Origin of the sequence: Burkholderia arboris (genome assembly GCF_902499125.1) — a bacterium.
Taxonomy (GTDB): Bacteria; Pseudomonadota; Gammaproteobacteria; order Burkholderiales; family Burkholderiaceae; genus Burkholderia; species Burkholderia arboris.
In genome coordinates this window covers 14,519-31,415 of the sequence record NZ_CABVPX010000023.1, presented here as the reverse complement: position 1 = coordinate 31,415, position 16,897 = coordinate 14,519, and the positions used below count along the sequence as shown (strand labels likewise).

General features: G+C 68.0%; 13 protein-coding genes. 4 read left to right on the top strand and 9 right to left on the bottom strand.

The genetic code is table 11. The annotated features are described in order from the left end of the window. Window positions 1-5: 5 nt before the first annotated feature. The 3 genes from BLA15945_RS25160 to BLA15945_RS25150 all read left to right on the top strand — a co-directional run bounded on the left by BLA15945_RS25160 (window position 6) and on the right by BLA15945_RS25150 (window position 4,021). On the top strand, window positions 6-1,880 hold the full coding sequence (locus BLA15945_RS25160) for a cytochrome c biogenesis protein DipZ (RefSeq protein ID WP_174993630.1): 1,875 nt from the start codon (window positions 6-8) through the stop codon (window positions 1,878-1,880). A gap of 57 nt (window positions 1,881-1,937) precedes the next feature. Further along, window positions 1,938-2,681: a peptide-methionine (S)-S-oxide reductase MsrA gene (msrA, locus tag BLA15945_RS25155; RefSeq protein WP_059241031.1), complete on the top strand. Its 744-nt coding sequence runs from the start codon at window positions 1,938-1,940 to the stop codon at window positions 2,679-2,681. Window positions 2,682-2,905: 224 nt separating this feature from the next. Then, window positions 2,906-4,021 (top strand): aromatic ring-hydroxylating oxygenase subunit alpha, encoded by a 1,116-nt coding sequence (locus BLA15945_RS25150; RefSeq protein WP_059241032.1) that lies wholly within the window; start codon window positions 2,906-2,908, stop codon window positions 4,019-4,021. A 28-nt stretch (window positions 4,022-4,049) separates the two neighbouring features. Here the strand turns inward: BLA15945_RS25150 and BLA15945_RS25145 are convergent, their stop codons facing one another. The 8 genes from BLA15945_RS25145 to BLA15945_RS25110 all read right to left on the bottom strand — a co-directional run bounded on the left by BLA15945_RS25145 (window position 4,050) and on the right by BLA15945_RS25110 (window position 14,594). Continuing rightward, a complete protein-coding gene (locus BLA15945_RS25145) occupies window positions 4,050-4,439 on the bottom strand; it encodes a cytidine deaminase (RefSeq protein ID WP_059241033.1) in 390 nt (129 codons plus the stop codon). A 25-nt stretch (window positions 4,440-4,464) separates the two neighbouring features. Further along, on the bottom strand, window positions 4,465-5,781 hold the full coding sequence (deoA, locus tag BLA15945_RS25140; protein ID WP_174993629.1) for a thymidine phosphorylase: 1,317 nt from the start codon (window positions 5,779-5,781) through the stop codon (window positions 4,465-4,467). A 39-nt stretch (window positions 5,782-5,820) separates the two neighbouring features. Continuing rightward, a complete protein-coding gene (locus BLA15945_RS25135; RefSeq protein ID WP_059241035.1) occupies window positions 5,821-7,095 on the bottom strand; it encodes a NupC/NupG family nucleoside CNT transporter in 1,275 nt (424 codons plus the stop codon). Window positions 7,096-7,350: 255 nt separating this feature from the next. Further along, entirely contained in the window at window positions 7,351-8,808 is a 1,458-nt protein-coding gene (hydA, locus tag BLA15945_RS25130; protein ID WP_174993628.1) for a dihydropyrimidinase, read from the bottom strand. Window positions 8,809-8,871: 63 nt separating this feature from the next. Further along, the gene (locus tag BLA15945_RS25125; RefSeq protein WP_059242370.1) at window positions 8,872-10,380 is read right to left on the bottom strand and encodes an NCS1 family nucleobase:cation symporter-1; all 1,509 of its coding nucleotides are present in this window, start codon (window positions 10,378-10,380) and stop codon (window positions 8,872-8,874) included. Between the two features lie 102 nt (window positions 10,381-10,482). Further along, complete coding sequence (preA, locus tag BLA15945_RS25120) at window positions 10,483-11,793, bottom strand: NAD-dependent dihydropyrimidine dehydrogenase subunit PreA (protein ID WP_059241037.1); 1,311 nt, start codon at window positions 11,791-11,793, stop codon at window positions 10,483-10,485. A 55-nt stretch (window positions 11,794-11,848) separates the two neighbouring features. Further along, window positions 11,849-13,186: an NAD(P)-dependent oxidoreductase gene (locus BLA15945_RS25115; RefSeq protein ID WP_059241038.1), complete on the bottom strand. Its 1,338-nt coding sequence runs from the start codon at window positions 13,184-13,186 to the stop codon at window positions 11,849-11,851. Window positions 13,187-13,313: 127 nt separating this feature from the next. Then, window positions 13,314-14,594, bottom strand: coding sequence for a Zn-dependent hydrolase (locus BLA15945_RS25110; protein ID WP_174993627.1), 1,281 nt, complete (start codon window positions 14,592-14,594; stop codon window positions 13,314-13,316). A gap of 321 nt (window positions 14,595-14,915) precedes the next feature. Here BLA15945_RS25110 and BLA15945_RS25105 point away from each other — a divergent pair, with 321 nt between their 5' ends. Further along, window positions 14,916-15,614, top strand: coding sequence for a TetR/AcrR family transcriptional regulator (locus tag BLA15945_RS25105; RefSeq protein WP_174993626.1), 699 nt, complete (start codon window positions 14,916-14,918; stop codon window positions 15,612-15,614). Between the two features lie 81 nt (window positions 15,615-15,695). On the opposite strand, the gene BLA15945_RS25100 is transcribed toward BLA15945_RS25105, so the two are convergent. Beyond that, on the bottom strand, window positions 15,696-16,886 hold the full coding sequence (locus BLA15945_RS25100; RefSeq protein ID WP_174993625.1) for an acetyl-CoA C-acyltransferase: 1,191 nt from the start codon (window positions 16,884-16,886) through the stop codon (window positions 15,696-15,698). Window positions 16,887-16,897 lie beyond the last annotated feature (11 nt).

The following is a 16,897-nucleotide window of genomic DNA, read 5'->3' as shown; positions in this document are numbered from 1 at the left end:
GCACCATGCTGCTCATCGTCCTTGCCTATCTCGGCGGCGTGCTCACGATCCTGAGCCCGTGCATCCTGCCCGTGCTGCCGTTCGTGTTCGCGCGCGCCGACCAGCCGTTCGTGCGCACCGGCCTGCCGCTGCTCGCCGGCATGGCGCTCACGTTCGCCGTCGTCGCAACGCTTGCCGCCGTCGGCGGTGGCTGGGTCGCGCAAGCCAACCAGGCCGGCCGCTGGATCGCCATCGTGCTGCTCGCCGTGTTCGGGCTGACGCTGCTGATGCCGCGCTTCGCGGAACACCTGACGCGCCCGCTCGTCGCCGCCGGCAACCGGCTCACCGGGTTCGCGCAACGCGACGGCCGCCCGGCCGGCCCTGCGTCGTCGCTGCTGCTCGGCGTCGCGACGGGCCTGCTGTGGGCGCCGTGCGCCGGCCCGATCCTCGGGCTCGTGCTCACCGGCGCCGCACTGCGCGGCGCGAGCGTCGGCACGACGCTGCTGCTCGTCGCGTATGCGGCCGGTGCGGCGACGTCGCTCGGCGTCGCGCTCGTGATCGGCGGCAAGGTGTTTGCCGCGATGAAGCGCTCGCTCGGCGCCGGCGAATGGATCCGGCGCGGGATCGGCGCGGCGCTCCTGGCGGGCGTCGGCGCGATCGCACTCGGCCTCGATACGGGTGCGCTTGCCCAACTGTCGACCGTCACGACGGGCGGCCTCGAGACGAAGCTCGTCGATCGCCTCGGCGGACGCTCGAACCGCGCACCAGCCGCGCTGGACGCGACCGGCAACGCAACCGACAACACCGCCGGCAACGCAACCGGCGGCGCAATGATGGCCGCGGCGGCCGATGGCGCACCGGCCGATGGCGGTGCGATGGCCGGCAGCGCAATGATGCGCGCGGCTGTCACGACACCGGCCGCGCTGCCCGTCGAAGGCACGCTGCCGTCGCTCGACGGCGCCGTGCAATGGCTGAACTCGCCGCCGCTGACGGCCGCCGGCCTGCGCGGCAAGGTCGTGCTCGTCGATTTCTGGACGTACTCGTGCATCAATTGCCTGCGCACGCTGCCGTACACGAACGCGTGGGCGCACAAATACGCGCCGTACGGGCTCGTCGTGATCGGCGTACACGCGCCGGAGTTCGCGTTCGAACGCGACATCGGCAACGTGAAGAAGGCCGTGCACGACCTCGGCATCGACTACCCGGTCGCAATCGACAACGGTTATTCGATCTGGCGCGCATTTAACAACGAATACTGGCCGGCGCACTACTTCATCGACGCGCAAGGGCGTGTTCGTCATCACCACTTCGGCGAAGGCGAATACGCGCAGTCGGAACGCGCGATCCAGTCGCTGCTCGCGGAAGCCGGCCATCCGGAAGCGGTGAACGTGCCGCTCGGGCTGACCGGGGCACCCGCGAAAGGCGCACTCGCGGCGGCCGACAGCGCGGACGTCCGCTCGCCCGAAACCTATGTCGGCTATGCGCGCGCGGAGAGCTTCGCGTCGCCGGGCGGCGCGGTACGCGATGCAGCACACCGCTACGCCGCGCCGGCCCGGCTGGACCTCAACGACTGGGGCCTCGCGGGCACCTGGAGTGTCGGCGCCGAGCGTGCGTCGCTCGCCGCGCCCGACGGCCGGATCGTCTACCGGTTCCATGCGCGCGACCTGCACCTCGTGCTTGGCCCGGGCGCAAACGGCCGGCCCGTGCGCTTTCGCGTGACGCTCGACGGCGCGGCGCCCGGTACCGCGCACGGCGCCGACGTCGACGCGCAGGGCTACGGCACGATCACCGGCCAGCGTCTGTACCAGCTCGTCCGGCAGCCGGGTGCGGTCGCCGACCGCACGTTCGCGATCGAGTTTCTCGATCCGGGTGTCGATGCGTACGCATTCACTTTCGGTTGATCGCATGCGCCGCCATCCGGCCGCCGCGCTCTCCGACCCATTCAAAAGGAGCAAACGATGATCCCGATCTCCACCCGCGATGCCGCAGCGCGACGCCGCGCGACTTTGCTGCGCCGCATCGGCGCCGTCGCCGTCGCGGCCGCCGCCGTGTTCGGCTACCAGCGCATCGTCAATTCCGCCGAGCCGATGCGCACGGTGCCCGCGCCGACGCTCGACGAAACGCCCGGCGCGGCGCACGAAGAAACGGCCGTGCTCGCTGGCGGCTGTTTCTGGGGCGTGCAGGGCGTGTTCGAGCACGTGAAGGGCGTGAAGCAGGTCACGGCGGGCTATGCCGGCGGCGCATCCGAAACCGCGCACTACGCACTCGTCGGCTCGGGGCTGACGGGGCACGCGGAATCGGTTCGCATCGTCTACGACCCGACGCAGATCACGTACGGCCGGCTGCTGCAGGTGTTCTTCTCGGTCGCGCACGATCCGACCGAACTCAACCGGCAGGGCCCCGACGAAGGGTCGCAGTACCGGTCCGCGATCTTCCCGACCACCGCACAGCAACGCGCGGTCGCGACCGCGTACATCGCGCAGCTCGGCACCGCGCACGTGTTCCCGGTGCCCGTCGTCACACGTGTCGAGGACTACAAGGGGTTCTATCCGGCCGAGGCCTATCACCAGAACTACCTCGAACTGCATCCCGACGCGCCGTATATCGCGTTCAACGACCTGCCGAAGGTCGCCGGGCTGAAGCAGCGCTTCCCGGCGCTGTACCGTTCCGACGCGGTGCTGTGGCGCGAGGCCCGTTCCTGACCGCCAACCGGCCGCGTGACGGGAGACCGCCCGCCGCACGGCCGTACGTGACCGGTACGCGCCGCCTGCGAACCGGTTTGCGCCGCATCAACGAACCCCCGGCCGCCATGCCGGGGCAAACCCGCATCGCGTCCGCCGCGGCGGGCAACTTCGCGTAGACTTCTCCAGATCCCCGCCGCTTTTTGCGGCGCCCGGACCACCCGCCCAGCCAGGAGGCGTCACGCATGCTCGCAGTGCCCTTGCCTGACAGCAACACCGTTGGAGAATCGTCCTCCGGCGCGACCGTGCGCGACCTGCGCCGCGTGCCGATTCACCCCGATCACTGGTACCCGCTCGCGTGGTCGCGCGAGCTCAAGCGCGGCAAGACGCTCGGCGTGCATTTTGCCGGCGAGCCGATCGTGCTCGTGCGCACCGAGTCCGGCGCCGTGTACGCACTCGAAGATCGTTGCGCGCACCGCCAGGTGCCGCTGCACGCGGGCGTCGTCAGCGGCGAAACGCTGCGCTGCTGCTATCACGGCTGGACCTACGCGTGCGACAGCGGCCGCTGTGTCGACGTGCCCTACCTCGGCCGCGAACGCTTGCCCAACGGCGTACGTGCGTATCCGTGCCGCGAGGCACATGGGCTGATCTTCGTGTTCCCGGGCGACGCGACGCTCGCCGAAGAACGGCCGTTCCCCGCACTCGAATCGGCGGACGACCGTGCGTACAAGACGCGCCGCTTCGGCCGCGAGGTCAAGTGCCACTACTCGTTCATGCACGAGAACCTGATGGACATGAACCATCAGTTCCTGCACCGCAAGCAGATGGGACAGATGCGCGCGCGCTCGGTCGGCCGCCGCCGCGGCGACGACTGGGTCGAGGTCGACTACACGTTCGCGCGGATGGAAGGCAAGCAGCCGGTCGGCGAAGCGCTCGTGTTCGGCGCGAGCAAGAAGCCCGCTGACCAGTCCGACAAGAGCGTGATGACGGTACGCACCGGCTACCCGTACCAGACGCTGCAGATCCGGTCGAGCGAAGGCACGCTCGTGATGGATCTGTGGATCGTCTACGTTCCGCTCGACGCCGAGCAGCGTACCAACCGCACGTTCGGACTGCTGTCGATCCACAAACCCGGGATCCCGTTCGCACTCGATCTCGCGTGGCCACTGCTCGTGTGGTTCACCGAACGCATCTTCCGCGAGGATCGCTGGATCGTCGAACGCGAGCAGGAAGCGCACGATCGTCAGGGCGCCGACTGGAACCACGAGGTGTTTCCGGTCATCAACGAGCTGCGCGACCTGCTGCGCCAGTGCGGCGCGCGCACCGTGATCCCGATCCGCGAGACGCGCGAAGGCGCGTGACGCATGCGGCGCGCCACGATGCGCGCCGTTACAGGCTGAACGCCCCCGGCAGCAACGCGCGGGCCGTCGTGACTTCGACGGCCCCTTTCAGGTTGGCCAGGATCACTTCGATATCGGGCAAGCCGATCTCGATGATCACCTGACGGCATGCGCCGCACGGCGCGATCGGGCCGTCCGTGTCGCCGACGACCGCGAGCCGCGCGAAGTCGCCGGGACGATAGCCGGCGGCGATCGCCGAAAACATCGCCGTGCGTTCCGCGCAATTGCACAGTCCGTACGACGCGTTCTCGACGTTGCAGCCGTGGAAAACCGTCCCGTCGCGCGCCTGCAGCGCCGCGCCGACCTTGAAACGCGAATACGGCGCATACGCGCGTTCGCGCGCCGCCTTGGCCTGCTCGATCAGTTCGTCTCGTTCCATCGAAATGGTGCCTCCGGGAGTAGGGTCAGCCGATCTGCCGGTAAAGGGTCGGCGGCGCTTCGCCGGTCTCGCCGAGCACGTAGCTGCGCCGGACCGCGTCCACCGCATGCGCCGCCGACGCGTGATCGTGCGCATGCACGTAGCCGAGCGGCTCGCCGGCCTCGACGCGCTGCCCGATCTCCGCCAGCGCCGTCAGGCCGACGCTGACGTCGATCGCGTCCTCCGCGCGCGTGCGGCCACCGCCGAGTGCGACGACCGCCAGCCCGAGCCCGCGACAATCGACCCGCTGCACCACGCCGGCCGCAGGCGACGCAACCGGCACGATCACCGCCGCCCGCGCCAGATGCCGGGCGGGCGCGTCGATCAGGTCCGCGGGGCCGCCGAGCGCCACGACCATTCTCGCGAAGCGTTCGGCCGCCGCGCCCGAATCGAGCGCCTGCTGCAGCTTCACGCGCGCGTGGGCGACATCGCGTGCCAGCCCGCCGGTGACGAGCAGCTCCGCCGACAGCGCCATCGTCACGTCATGCAGACGCGCCGGGCGCGACTTGCCCGTCAGGTAGTCGATCGCGCATGCCACCTCGAGCGCGTTGCCCGCGCACGGCGCGAGCGACTGGTTCATGTCGGTGAGGATCGCGGTCGTCTTCATGCCCGCACCGTTGCCGACGTCGACGATGCTGCGCGCCAGTTCCGCCGATTTCTCCGCGGTCGGCATGAACGCGCCGGAGCCGACCTTCACGTCCATCACGAGCCCGTCGAGCCCCGCCGCAAGCTTCTTCGACAGGATCGACGCGGTGATCATCGCGACCGACTCGACGGTCGCCGTCACGTCGCGAATCGCATAGATGCGCTTGTCGGCCGGCGCGAGCCGCTCGGTCTGCCCGATGATCGCGACGCCGACCTCGCGCACCGTGCGGCGAAACGCATCCCTCGCGGGCATCACGTCGTAGCCGGGAATCGCGCTGAGCTTGTCGAGCGTGCCGCCGGTGTGGCCGAGCCCGCGCCCCGAAATCATCGGCACGTAGCCGCCGCACGCAGCCACCATCGGCCCGAGCATCAACGACACGACATCGCCGACGCCGCCCGTCGAATGCTTGTCGATCACCGGCCCGTCGAGATCGAGCGCACGCCAGTCGAGCACGTCGCCGGAATCGCGCTGCGCGAGCGTCAGCGCGACGCGCTCGTCGGTGCTCAGGTCGTTGAAATACACGGCCATCGCGAACGCCGCCACCTGGCCCTCGGTCACGCTGCCGTCGGTCACGCCGCGCACGAACGCGGCGATCCCGTCGCGATCGAGCGGCTGCCCGTCGCGCTTCCTGCGAATGAATTCCTGCGGTAGAAACATCGTTGCCTCTCTTCGAACGGTCGGAGTCTACTGCACGGTTCAATGCAGCGAGAAGAACAGGCCGGCAATCGCCGCGCTCATCAGGTTCGACAGCGTTGCCGCCGTCAGCGCGCGCAAGCCGTGTCGTGCGACTTCCGAGCGGCGCTCGGGCGCGACCGCGCTGAAGCCGCCCGCGAGAATCGCGATCGACGAGAAGTTCGCGAAGCCGCACAGCGCGAACGACACGATCGCGAGCGTCTTCGGGTCGAGCACCTGCAAGCCGGCCGCCGCGACGTGCTCGCCGCCCTTCAGGTACGGCGACAAGTCGCCGTACGCAACGAATTCGTTGAAGATCAGTTTCTCGCCGATGAAGTTGCCGGCCAGCGTCGCATCGTGCCAAGGCACGCCGATGACCCACGCGAGCGGCGCGAACAGGTGGCCGATGAGCCCCACCAGCGTGACCTGCGGAAAGCCTGCGAACGCGGCCGCGCCTCCGACGATCAGGTTCATCAGCGCGATGAGTCCGACGAACGCGATCAGCATCGCGCCGACGTTGATCGCGATCCGCAGGCCGACCGACGCACCGGACGCCGCGGCCTCGATCACGTTGGCGGCCCGCTTGTCGTCGAAATCGAGACCGTCGACCACGATGCGGCTCGGTTCGACGGTCGGAAACAGCAGCTTGCCGAACAGCAGCCCGCCCGGCACTGCCATGAACGATGCGGCGAGCAGGTATTCCATCTTCACGCCGAGGCCGGCGTAGCCGACCAGCACCGAGCCGGCGACCGACGCCATGCCGCTCGCCATCACCGTGAAGATCTCGGCGCTCGTCATGTTCCGCACGAACGGCTTCACGAGCGCGGGCATCTCGCTTTGCCCGAGAAAGATCGTCGCAACGGCCGAACACGCTTCTATGCGGCTCACGCCGAGCACTTTCGCGAGCCCCGCGCCGAGGATCGCGACGATCCACTTCATCACGCCGATGTAGTACAGCACCGAGATCAGCGCGGTGACGAAGATGATCATCGGCAGCACGCGCAGGCCGAACACGAACCCGCCGTCGCCGAACAGCTGGAACATCCGGGCATCGACCAGCCCGCCGAACACGAACGCGATGCCGTGATTGCCCATGTCGAGCACGCGATTGACGCCGTTCGCGGCCCCCGCCAGCGCCGCGCGGCCCGACGGCACGAACAGCACCAGCGCGCCGATCGCGAACTGCGTGAGCAGCGCGGCGATCATGGTCCGGCCGCTTACCGCACGGCGATTGTTCGACAACAGATAGGCAACCAGCAACAGGAACAGCATACCGAGGAGACTGCGCAGAATATCCACCTTGTGCTCCTTTCTCACTATTTGAACTGTCCGGCGGGCGGCCCTGGCCCGCGGCCCCTGTGCGGGGTTGGTGGATGTTACTCGCTGGATATGCACGCCTGCAACGCCGACAAAAACGCTGTCGCCATTGCCGTCGATCGTTTCCTGTTTCGTATCCCGTCTATTTGATCAGTTATTCTATCTATTTTGCACAAAACGTATGCGGGGCGCGCCGTTCGCCGCCCGAACGGACACGCCCCGCATGACCCGCGCCGCTCAGCCCGCGCGTTCGACCGGATGCGGTTCGCGCAGCCGGTTCGCGATCCGCGCGGCCTCGTAGTAGCCGGCCGCAGGCGGGCGCTTCAGGTAGCGGCCCGCGCCGCGCACCGCGCGCAGCTCACCGTCGGCCCACGCGAGCGCGCCGCGCGTGAGCGTGTGCGTCGCGACGCCCTGCACCGTCATCCCCTCGAACACGTTGAAGTCGACCTGCTGGTGATGGGTCTTCACCGAGATCGTCTTCGTCGCGGCCGGATCCCACACGACGAGGTCGGCATCGGCGCCGACCTGCACGGCGCCCTTGCGCGGATACAGGTTGAAGATCTGCGCGGCGTTCGTCGACGTGATCCGCACGAACTCGTTCGGCGTGATGCGGCCGTGATTCACGCCGTGATGCCACAGCACCGACATGCGGTCCTCGACGCCGCCGCAGCCGTTCGGGATCTTCGTGAAATCGTCACGGCCCATCGCCTTCTGCGACGCACAGAACACGCAGTGGTCGGTCGCCGTCGTATGCAGCTGCCCCGACTGCAGCCCGCGCCACAGCGCCTCGCGGTGCTCGTCCGAGCGAAACGGCGGGCTCATCACGTGCGCGGCCGCACGCGTCCAGTCCGGGTCGCGATAGACGGCCTCGTCGATCACGAGGTGGCCCGGCAGCACCTCGCCGAACACGCGCAGCCCTTCGCTGCGCGCGCGCGTGATCACGTCGACCGCATCCTTTGCCGACACGTGCACGATGTACACGGGCACGCCGAGCACCTGCGCGATGCGGATCGCGCGGTTCGCGGCCTCGCCCTCGACCTCCGGCGGCCGCGACAGCGGATGCGCCTCCGGCCCGGTCATCCCGCGCGCGAGCAGCGCCTTTTGCAACTGGAACACGAGCTCGCCGTTCTCCGCATGCACGGTCGGCAGCGCGCCGAGCTCGAGCGAACGCGTGAAGCTGTTCACGAGCACCTCGTCGTCGGCCATGATCGCGTTCTTGTACGCCATGAAGTGCTTGAAGCTCGACACGCCATGCTCGCGCACGAGCGTGCCCATGTCGCGGTGCACGCTCTCGTCCCACCACGTCACGGCCACGTGGAAGCCGTAATCGGAAGCCGCCTTCTCGGCCCAGCCGCGCCATTCGCGGAACGCGTCCATCAGCGGCTGCTTCGGGCTCGGGATCACGAAATCGATGATGCTCGTCGTGCCGCCCGCCAGCCCGGCAGCCGTGCCCGAGTAGAAATCGTCGCTTGCCCTCGTGCCCATGAACGGCAGTTCCATGTGCGTATGCGGATCGATGCCACCGGGCATCACGTACTGGTCGTGCGCGTCGACGACGGTTGCGCCGGCCGGCGCATCGATCGTCTCCGCAATCTGCAGGATCGTGCCGCCGTCCTCAGGGTCCGCACAGAGCACGTCCGCGCGATAGGAGCGGTCCGCATCGACCACCGTGCCGCCGCGAATCAGGATTGCCATTTCGTTGCCTCCTCGTTGACTGTCGGGTGCCGCATGCCGCGCTTGCATCGCATGCCGTGTGCGTCATGCGCTCGCGATCTGCGCGCGCTGTCCGGCGCGCCACTTCATCCAGGTGCCGTACACGCCGGACGCCAGCACGAGGCCGACGAACCACGCATACGTATAAAGCGTGTTGAAGAACGCCGGCACGTTCGGGAACGAAGCCGGGAATGCCGTGTGCAGGAAGCCGGGCAGGTTCGGCAGCACGCCGACCGCGAGCGCGGCCAGCGCGGCCGGGTTCCAGCCGCGCGCGTAGCTGAAGCCGCCGCGCTCGTCGAACAGCGCGCGCGTGTCGAGCTGCGTGCCGCGAATCAGGAAGTAGTCGACCATCAGGATGCCCGCGACGGGCCCGAGCAGCGCCGAATAGCCGACGAGCCAGGTAAAGATATAGCCGTCCGTCGTCGCGAGGATCTTCCACGGCATCATCACGATCGCGATCGTCGCGGTAATCATCCCGCCGGTGCGGTACGAGATGGCCTTCGGCCACAGGCTCGAGAAATCGTAAGCAGGGCCCACGAGATTCGCGGCGAGGTTGCAGCACATCGTGTCGAGCGTGAGGATCACGAGCGCGATGCCCACGCCGATGCCCGTCATCCGGCTCGTCAGGTCGATCGGATCCCAGATCGCGTTGCCGTAGATCACGACGGTGGCCGACGTCACGACGACCGACACCACCGACAGCAGCGCCATCGGCAGCGGCAGCCCGATCGACTGCCCGATCATCTGGTCGCGCTGCGAATGCGCGAAGCGCGTGAAATCGGGGATGTTCAGCGCGAGCGTCGCCCAGAAGCCGACCATCGCGGTCAGGCCCGGCCAGAACGTCGCCCAGAACAGGCCGGCCTTCTTGCCGCCGGCCGCGAACTGCGACGGCGCCGACAGCATCGAGCCGAAGCCGCCCGCCTTCGACGTCGCCCACCAAACGAGCGCCACGCACATCACGACCTTGATCGGCGCGGACCAGCTTTCGAGCCAGCGGATCGAATCGGTGCCGTGCCAGATGAAGTAGATCTGCAGCGCCCAGAACACGAGGAAGCACGCGAGCTGCCCGACCGAGATGCCGACGAGCGGCAGCGCCGCGCCGTGCAACGCATTGCCGGTCAGGATGTTCAGAAGCGTGTAGATCGCGCTGCCGCCGAGCCAGGTCTGGATGCCGTACCAGCCGCATGCGACGATCGCCCGCAGCAGCGCCGGCAGCTTCGCGCCCTGCGTGCCGAACGACGCGCGCACGAGCACCGCGTACGGAATCCCGTGCTTCGCACCCGCATGGCCGATCAGCAGCATCGGCACGAGCACGATCAGGTTGCCGAGCAGCACCGTCGTCACCGCCTGCCACGGCGACATGCCCTCCTGAATCAACCCGGCCGCAAGCATGTACGACGCGATGTTCATCACCATCCCGACCCACAGCGCCGCGAAGTGATACCACTTCCACGTGCGCTGCGCCGGCGTCGTCGGCGCGAGGTCGTCGTTGTACAGGCTGCCGCCCGGCGCCGCCGCGCTGTCGGGATCGGCGGGATTCGCTGCGTGATTCATCGAACGCACTCCACGGAAAACGCCAGTGCCGGCATCATGCGATGCCGGCCCGGGTGGAACGAAAAGCGGCGGTGCGGGAAGTCCCGCGCCGCCGGACGCCGGTCAGGCAGCCTTCTTCGCGTGCTTCTCGGGCGCCGCCGCACCTGCACTCGCATCCGCGCTCGCCGGATTGTTCGGATGCGTGGTCCAGTTCGCGTAGTCGCCCGAGTCGACACGCTCCATCGTGATGCATTGCTCGACCGGACACACATGCATGCAAAGATTGCACCCGACGCACTCCGAATCGACCACTTCGAAGTGCCGCACGCCGTCCTTCGTCGCCGTGATGGCCTGGTGCGACGTATCCTCGCACGCGATATGGCACAGCCCGCACTGGATGCAGCGGTCCTGGTCGATGCGCGCCTTGATGTCGTACTTCAGGTTCAGGTATTTCCAGTCGGTCACGTTCGGCACCGCGCGGCCGCGGATGTCGTCGAGCGTCGCATAGCCTTTCTCGTCCATCCAGTTCGACAACCCGTCTGCGAGGTCCGACACGATCCGGAATCCGTAATGCATCGCCGCGGTGCACACCTGCACGCTGCCGGCACCGAGCACCATGAACTCCGCCGCGTCGCGCCATGACGAGATGCCCCCGATGCCCGAAATCGGCAGGTTCGGCGTTTCCGGGTCGCGTGCGATCTCGGCGACCATGTTCAGCGCGATCGGCTTGACCGCCGGGCCGCAATAGCCGCCGTGCGTGCCCTTGCCGTCGACGGTCGGCATCGGCGCCATGTGATCGAGATCGACCGCGACGATCGAGTTGATCGTGTTGATCAGCGACACGCCGTCCGCACCGCCCTTGTATGCGGCGCGCGACCCCATCCGGATATCGCTGATGTTCGGCGTGAGCTTCACGAGGCACGGCAGCTTCGTGCCTTCCTTCACCCAGCGCGTGACCATTTCGACATATTCGGGCACCTGCCCGACGGCCGCGCCCATCCCGCGCTCGCTCATGCCGTGCGGGCAGCCGAAGTTGAGTTCGACCGCATCGGCGCCGGTATCCTCGACAAGCGGCAGGATCCACTTCCAGTCGCGTTCGTTGCACGGCACCATCAGCGATACGATCAGCGCGCGGTCCGGCCAGTCGCGCTTCACCTGCGCGATCTCTCTCAGGTTCACGTCGAGCGGCCGGTCGGTGATCAGCTCGATGTTGTTCAGCCCCGCGATGCGCTGGCCGTTCCATTGCACGGCGCCGTAGCGCGAACTGACGTTGACGACGTGCGGATCGAGCCCGAGCGTCTTCCAGACGACGCCGCCCCAGCCCGCCTCGAAGGCGCGGTTGACGTTGTAAGCCTTGTCGGTCGGCGGCGCGGACGCCAGCCAGAACGGATTCGGCGAAGTGATGCCTGCGATGGTGCAACGAAGGTCGGCCATGGTCGGCTCCGTGAGAATGGGGTCGTGTTCGATGTGCTTGCAGTGCGCCGCGCGTTCAGGCCGCCTTTGCGTCGCGCGCGGCGAGCACCGCGTCGATCGACGCGGCCGCGCGCTTGCCGTCCTGCACGGCCTGCACCGTGAGGTCGATGCCGCCCGTCGCCGCACAGTCGCCGCCGGCCCATACGTCGGGCAGCGCCGTGCGCCCGTCGGCATCCACCGCGATGCGCGAACTGTCCGCCGTCAGCAACGCGGCGGCGACACCGTCCGGCACCAGCGTCTGGCCGATCGCCTTCAGCACCATGTCCGCATCGACGGTGAAGCGCTCGCCCGATGCCGCCTCGAATTCGACACCCGTCACCTGCCCGTTCGCGCCCGCCATGCGCACCGGCTTCGCATGCGTGACGAGCGTGACGCCGCACTTCTGCGCGAACTCGCGCTCGGCCCACGTCGCGCTCATTGCCTCCACGCCGCGCCGGTACACCATCGTCACGCGCTCGGCGCCGAGCTTGCGGCTCTGCACGGACGCATCGATGGCCGTATTGCCGCCGCCGATCACGACCACGCGCCGCCCGACCGGCACGTTCTCCAGCGTGTCGGCCTGCCGCACCTGCTCGATGAAATCGACCGCATTCATCACGCCGCCCAGCTGCTCGCCATCGATCGCGAGCGCCCGCACGCCGCCGAGCCCCATTGCGAGGAATACCGCGTCGTGCTGCTCACGCAGTGCGTCGAGCGTCACGTCTCGCCCGAGCGCAACCCCGGTTTCCAGCGTGATGCCGCCGACCGACAGCAGCCACTCGACTTCGCGCTGTGCGAAATCGTCGACGGTCTTGTACGCGGCGATCCCGTATTCGTTAAGGCCACCGGCCTTCGGGCGCGCGTCGAACAGCGTGACGCGATGCCCGGCAAGCGCGAGCCGGTGCGCACACGCGAGTCCGGCCGGCCCGGCGCCGACCACCGCGACATGACGGCCCGTATCGGGCGCGCGCCGGAACTGCACCGCACCGGTTTCCATCGCCCAGTCGGTCGCATGCCGCTGCAGCGCGCCGATCGCAACCGGCTGCGCATCCTGGTGGTTACGCACGCAGGCGCCTTCGCACAGGATCTCGGTCGGGCACACGCGCGCACACATCCCGCCGAGCGGATTCGCGGACAGGATGTCGGTCGCGGCGCCTTTCAGGTTGCCGTTGCCGATCTTGCGGATGAAGCTCGGGATGTCGATCTGCGTCGGGCACGCCTGCACGCATGGCGCGTCGTAGCAGTAGTGACAACGGCTCGCGGCGGCCGCCGCGGCAGTCGGATCGAGCAGCGGCGCGATATCGGCGAATTCGCACGAGAGTTGCGTGGACGACAGGCGATGCGCGGCGATATCGCCGGTTGGCTTGGTGGTCATACGCGTTCCTTCGACTGAGTGGAGACAAAGCCGTCCCCGCCGGCTGCAAACGCACAGTCGGGGCGGTCATGCTGAGGAATCCTGTGTTCAGGCGATACGCAGCCTCCCGGCTGCTATGACCGATCCATCATGAAGCCGGCTCGCATGCGCGCGACAGCATCGCGTGCAGCAGCACGTTCGCGCCGGCCTCGATCCATGCGGGCGTCGCGTCCTCGATCTCGTTGTGGCTGATGCCGTCGACACACGGCACGAACACCATCGACGTCGGCGCGACCTGCGCCAGATAACACGCATCGTGGCCCGCACCCGACACGATGTCGCGATGCGAATAGCCGAAGCGATCGGCCGCGCCGCGCACGGCTTCGACGCAGGCGGCATCGAACGCGACCGGCTTGTAGTAGAAAATCTGTTCGAGTTCGGTCTCGAGCCCGATGTCGGCCGCAATGCGCGCGACGCCGTCGCGCAGCGCGGCGTCCATCTTCGCGAGCACGGCGTCGTCCGGATGACGGAAATCGACCGTGAAGAACACGCGCCCGGGAATCACGTTGCGCGAGTTCGGGTGAACCTGCATCATCCCGACCGTCGCACAGCCGAACGGCGCATGATCGAGGCCGATCCGGTTGACGAGATCGACCACACGCGACGCGCCGAGCAGCGCATCGCGGCGGCGCGGCATCGGCGTCGGCCCCGCGTGCGCTTCCTGGCCGGTGAACGTGATCTCGTACCAGCGCTGTCCCTGCGCGTCGGTCACGACGCCGATCGTCTTGCATTCCGCTTCGAGAATCGGCCCCTGCTCGATATGCAGCTCGAATGCCGCGTGCAGCTTGCGCCCGCCGCACGGCACGTCGCCCGCGTAGCCGATGCGCGCCAGTTCCTCGCCGATCGTCTTGCCGTCCACATCCTTGCGCGACAGCCCGTATTCGAGCGGGAACACGCCCGCGAACACACCGGACGCGACCATCGCGGGCGCGAAGCGCGAACCTTCCTCGTTGGTCCAGATCACGACCTCGACCGGATGCTCGGTCTCGATCCCGTGATCGTTGAGACTGCGAATCACCTCGAGGCCGCCGAGCACGCCGTAGATGCCGTCGAAGCGGCCGCCGGTCGGCTGCGAATCCGCGTGCGAGCCCGTGACGACCGGCGCCGCGTCGGCCACGCGGCCCGCACGGCGCATGAATACGTTGCCCATCGTATCGACCGTCACGGTGCAGCCGGCGGCCTTCGCCCAGCCGACGATCAGGTCTCGGCCGGCCTTGTCGAGATCGGTCAGCGCGAGGCGGCACACGCCGCCCTTCGGCGTCGCGCCGATCTTCGCGACTTCCATCAGGCTGTCCCACAACCGCTTGCCGTCGACCTTGATCGACGTGTCGAAAGCTGCCCGCTTCACTGTTTCCGATACCGCGTTCATTCGTATCGCTCCTGTGGGGTCGGTAATGTTTTCAGCCCGGTCTGTGCCGGTGCGTGCGATGCCTGTTCCGGGGCATGTCCGCCCAAGTGCGGTGCATGTTCCCGTCGTTCGCAAAACGCATCAAATCCTGTCCGATTGGACAGGTTTTAGACGATCAAAATGGCCAGCGCAACGTCTTTCTTGCATGACGCGACAGAGCGAGAAACGTGCCATCGCAATGCAGCATCGCTACGCACGCGCGGCATCCGCACGCGTGCGCTCGACGCGGATCAGCGGCTAGAATGAAGCCCAACGCGGCATGCCCGCCGCGCGAGGGTAACGATGAGACATGACGAGGCGGCAACCGAAGCCACCGACCGAGACGAAACGTCCGCGCCTTTGCGGCGACGCAAGGCGCACATCCGCGAGTCCAACGAAGCGCATCTGCTCGCCTGTGCGGAGGCCGTATTCGCGGAACGCGGGCTCAACGGCGCGAGCACCGCGATGATCGCGGAGCGTGCCGGTTTGCCGAAAGCCAACCTGCATTACTACTTCCCGACGAAGCTCGCGCTGTACCGTCGCGTGCTCGACGACCTGTTCGAGGACTGGCATCGCGCGGCCGGCTCGTTCGAGGCCGATGACGATCCGGTGGAGGCGATCGCCGGCTACGTGCGCGCAAAGATGGCGCTGTCGCAACGGCGACCGCTCGGCTCCAAGGTGTGGGCCAACGAGATCATCCACGGCGCGGAGCACATGCAGGACATCCTGTCGGAACGCGTGAGGCCGTGGTTCGACACGCGCGTGAGCGTGATCGACGGCTGGATCGCGCGCGGGCTGCTCGCGCCGATCGATGCGCATGCGCTGATGTACCTGATCTGGGCGACCACGCAGCACTACGCGGATTTCGATGCGCAGATCCGCGCGCTGAGCGGCAAGCGCACCTTCACGAAGAAGGCGTTCGACGAGAAGACCGAACAGGTCGTGCAGCTCGTGATCCGCGCATGCGGCGCGGTATCGCCGAAGGCAAGTTCTCCGGAATAAAAAACGGGCGACGGGTATCGCGCAAGTCCGCCTTACGCGATACCCGTCGCCCGCGTTGCAGCGTGCGTAATCGGCGATACGTTACGCGATGCGCTCGATCGCGATGGCCGTCGCCTCACCGCCGCCGATGCACAGCGATGCGACGCCGCGATTCAGGCCATACGTTTCGAGCGCGGCCAGCAGCGTCACCATCACGCGCGCACCCGATGCGCCGATCGGATGCCCGAGCGCGCACGCGCCGCCGTGTACGTTGACCTTCTCGTGCGGCAGGTCGAGGTCGCGCATCGCGGCCATCGGCACGACCGCGAACGCTTCGTTGATCTCGAACAGGTCGACGTCGCGCAGGTTCCAGCCGGTTTTCTCGGACAGCTTGCGCAGCGCGCCGATCGGCGCGGTCGCGAACAGGCCCGGCTTGTCCGCAAACGTCGAATGCCCGACGATCACGGCCTTCGGTGCGAGGCCGAGGCGCTCGGCTTCGGAGCGGCGCATCATCACGAGCGCAGCCGCGCCGTCCGAGATCGACGACGCGTTCGCGGCCGTCACCGTGCCGCCGTCGCGGAACGCCGGCTTCAGCGTCGGGATCTTGTCGAGCTTCGCATTGCCCGGTTGCTCGTCGATCGACACGACGCTTTCGGTCTTGCCGGCCTTCACGGTCACCGGCGCGATCTCCGACACGAAATGTCCTTCGGCGATCGCGCGCTGCGCGCGCGTGAGCGATGCGATCGCGAACGCATCCTGCGCCTCGCGTGTGAACTGGTACGCCTGCGCGCAATCCTCGGCGAAGGTGCCCATCAAACGGCCCTTTTCGTACGCATCTTCGAGCCCGTCGAGGAACATGTGGTCGAGCACCTGCCCGTGACCCATGCGCATCCCCGCGCGCGCCTTCGGCAGCAGATACGGCGCATTCGACATGCTCTCCATCCCGCCCGCGACGGCCACCGCCGCCGAACCGGCCAGCAGCAGGTCATGCGCGAACATCGCCGCCTTCATCCCCGAACCGCACATCTTGTTGACCGTGGTCGCACCCGCGCCGAGCGGCAGCCCGGCCTTCAGCGCGGCCTGCCGCGCCGGCGCCTGGCCCTGGCCGGCCGGCAGCACGCAGCCGAACACGATTTCGTCGATACGCTCGGCCGGCACGTTCGCGCGCTCCAGCGCCGCGCGAATGGCGACCGCGCCAAGGTCGCTCGCGCTGGCCGCCGCCAGGTCGCCCTGAAAACCACCCATCGGCGTACGCGCCGTGCCAACGATTACGATCGGATCCTGAGTCGTCATGATTCGCTTCC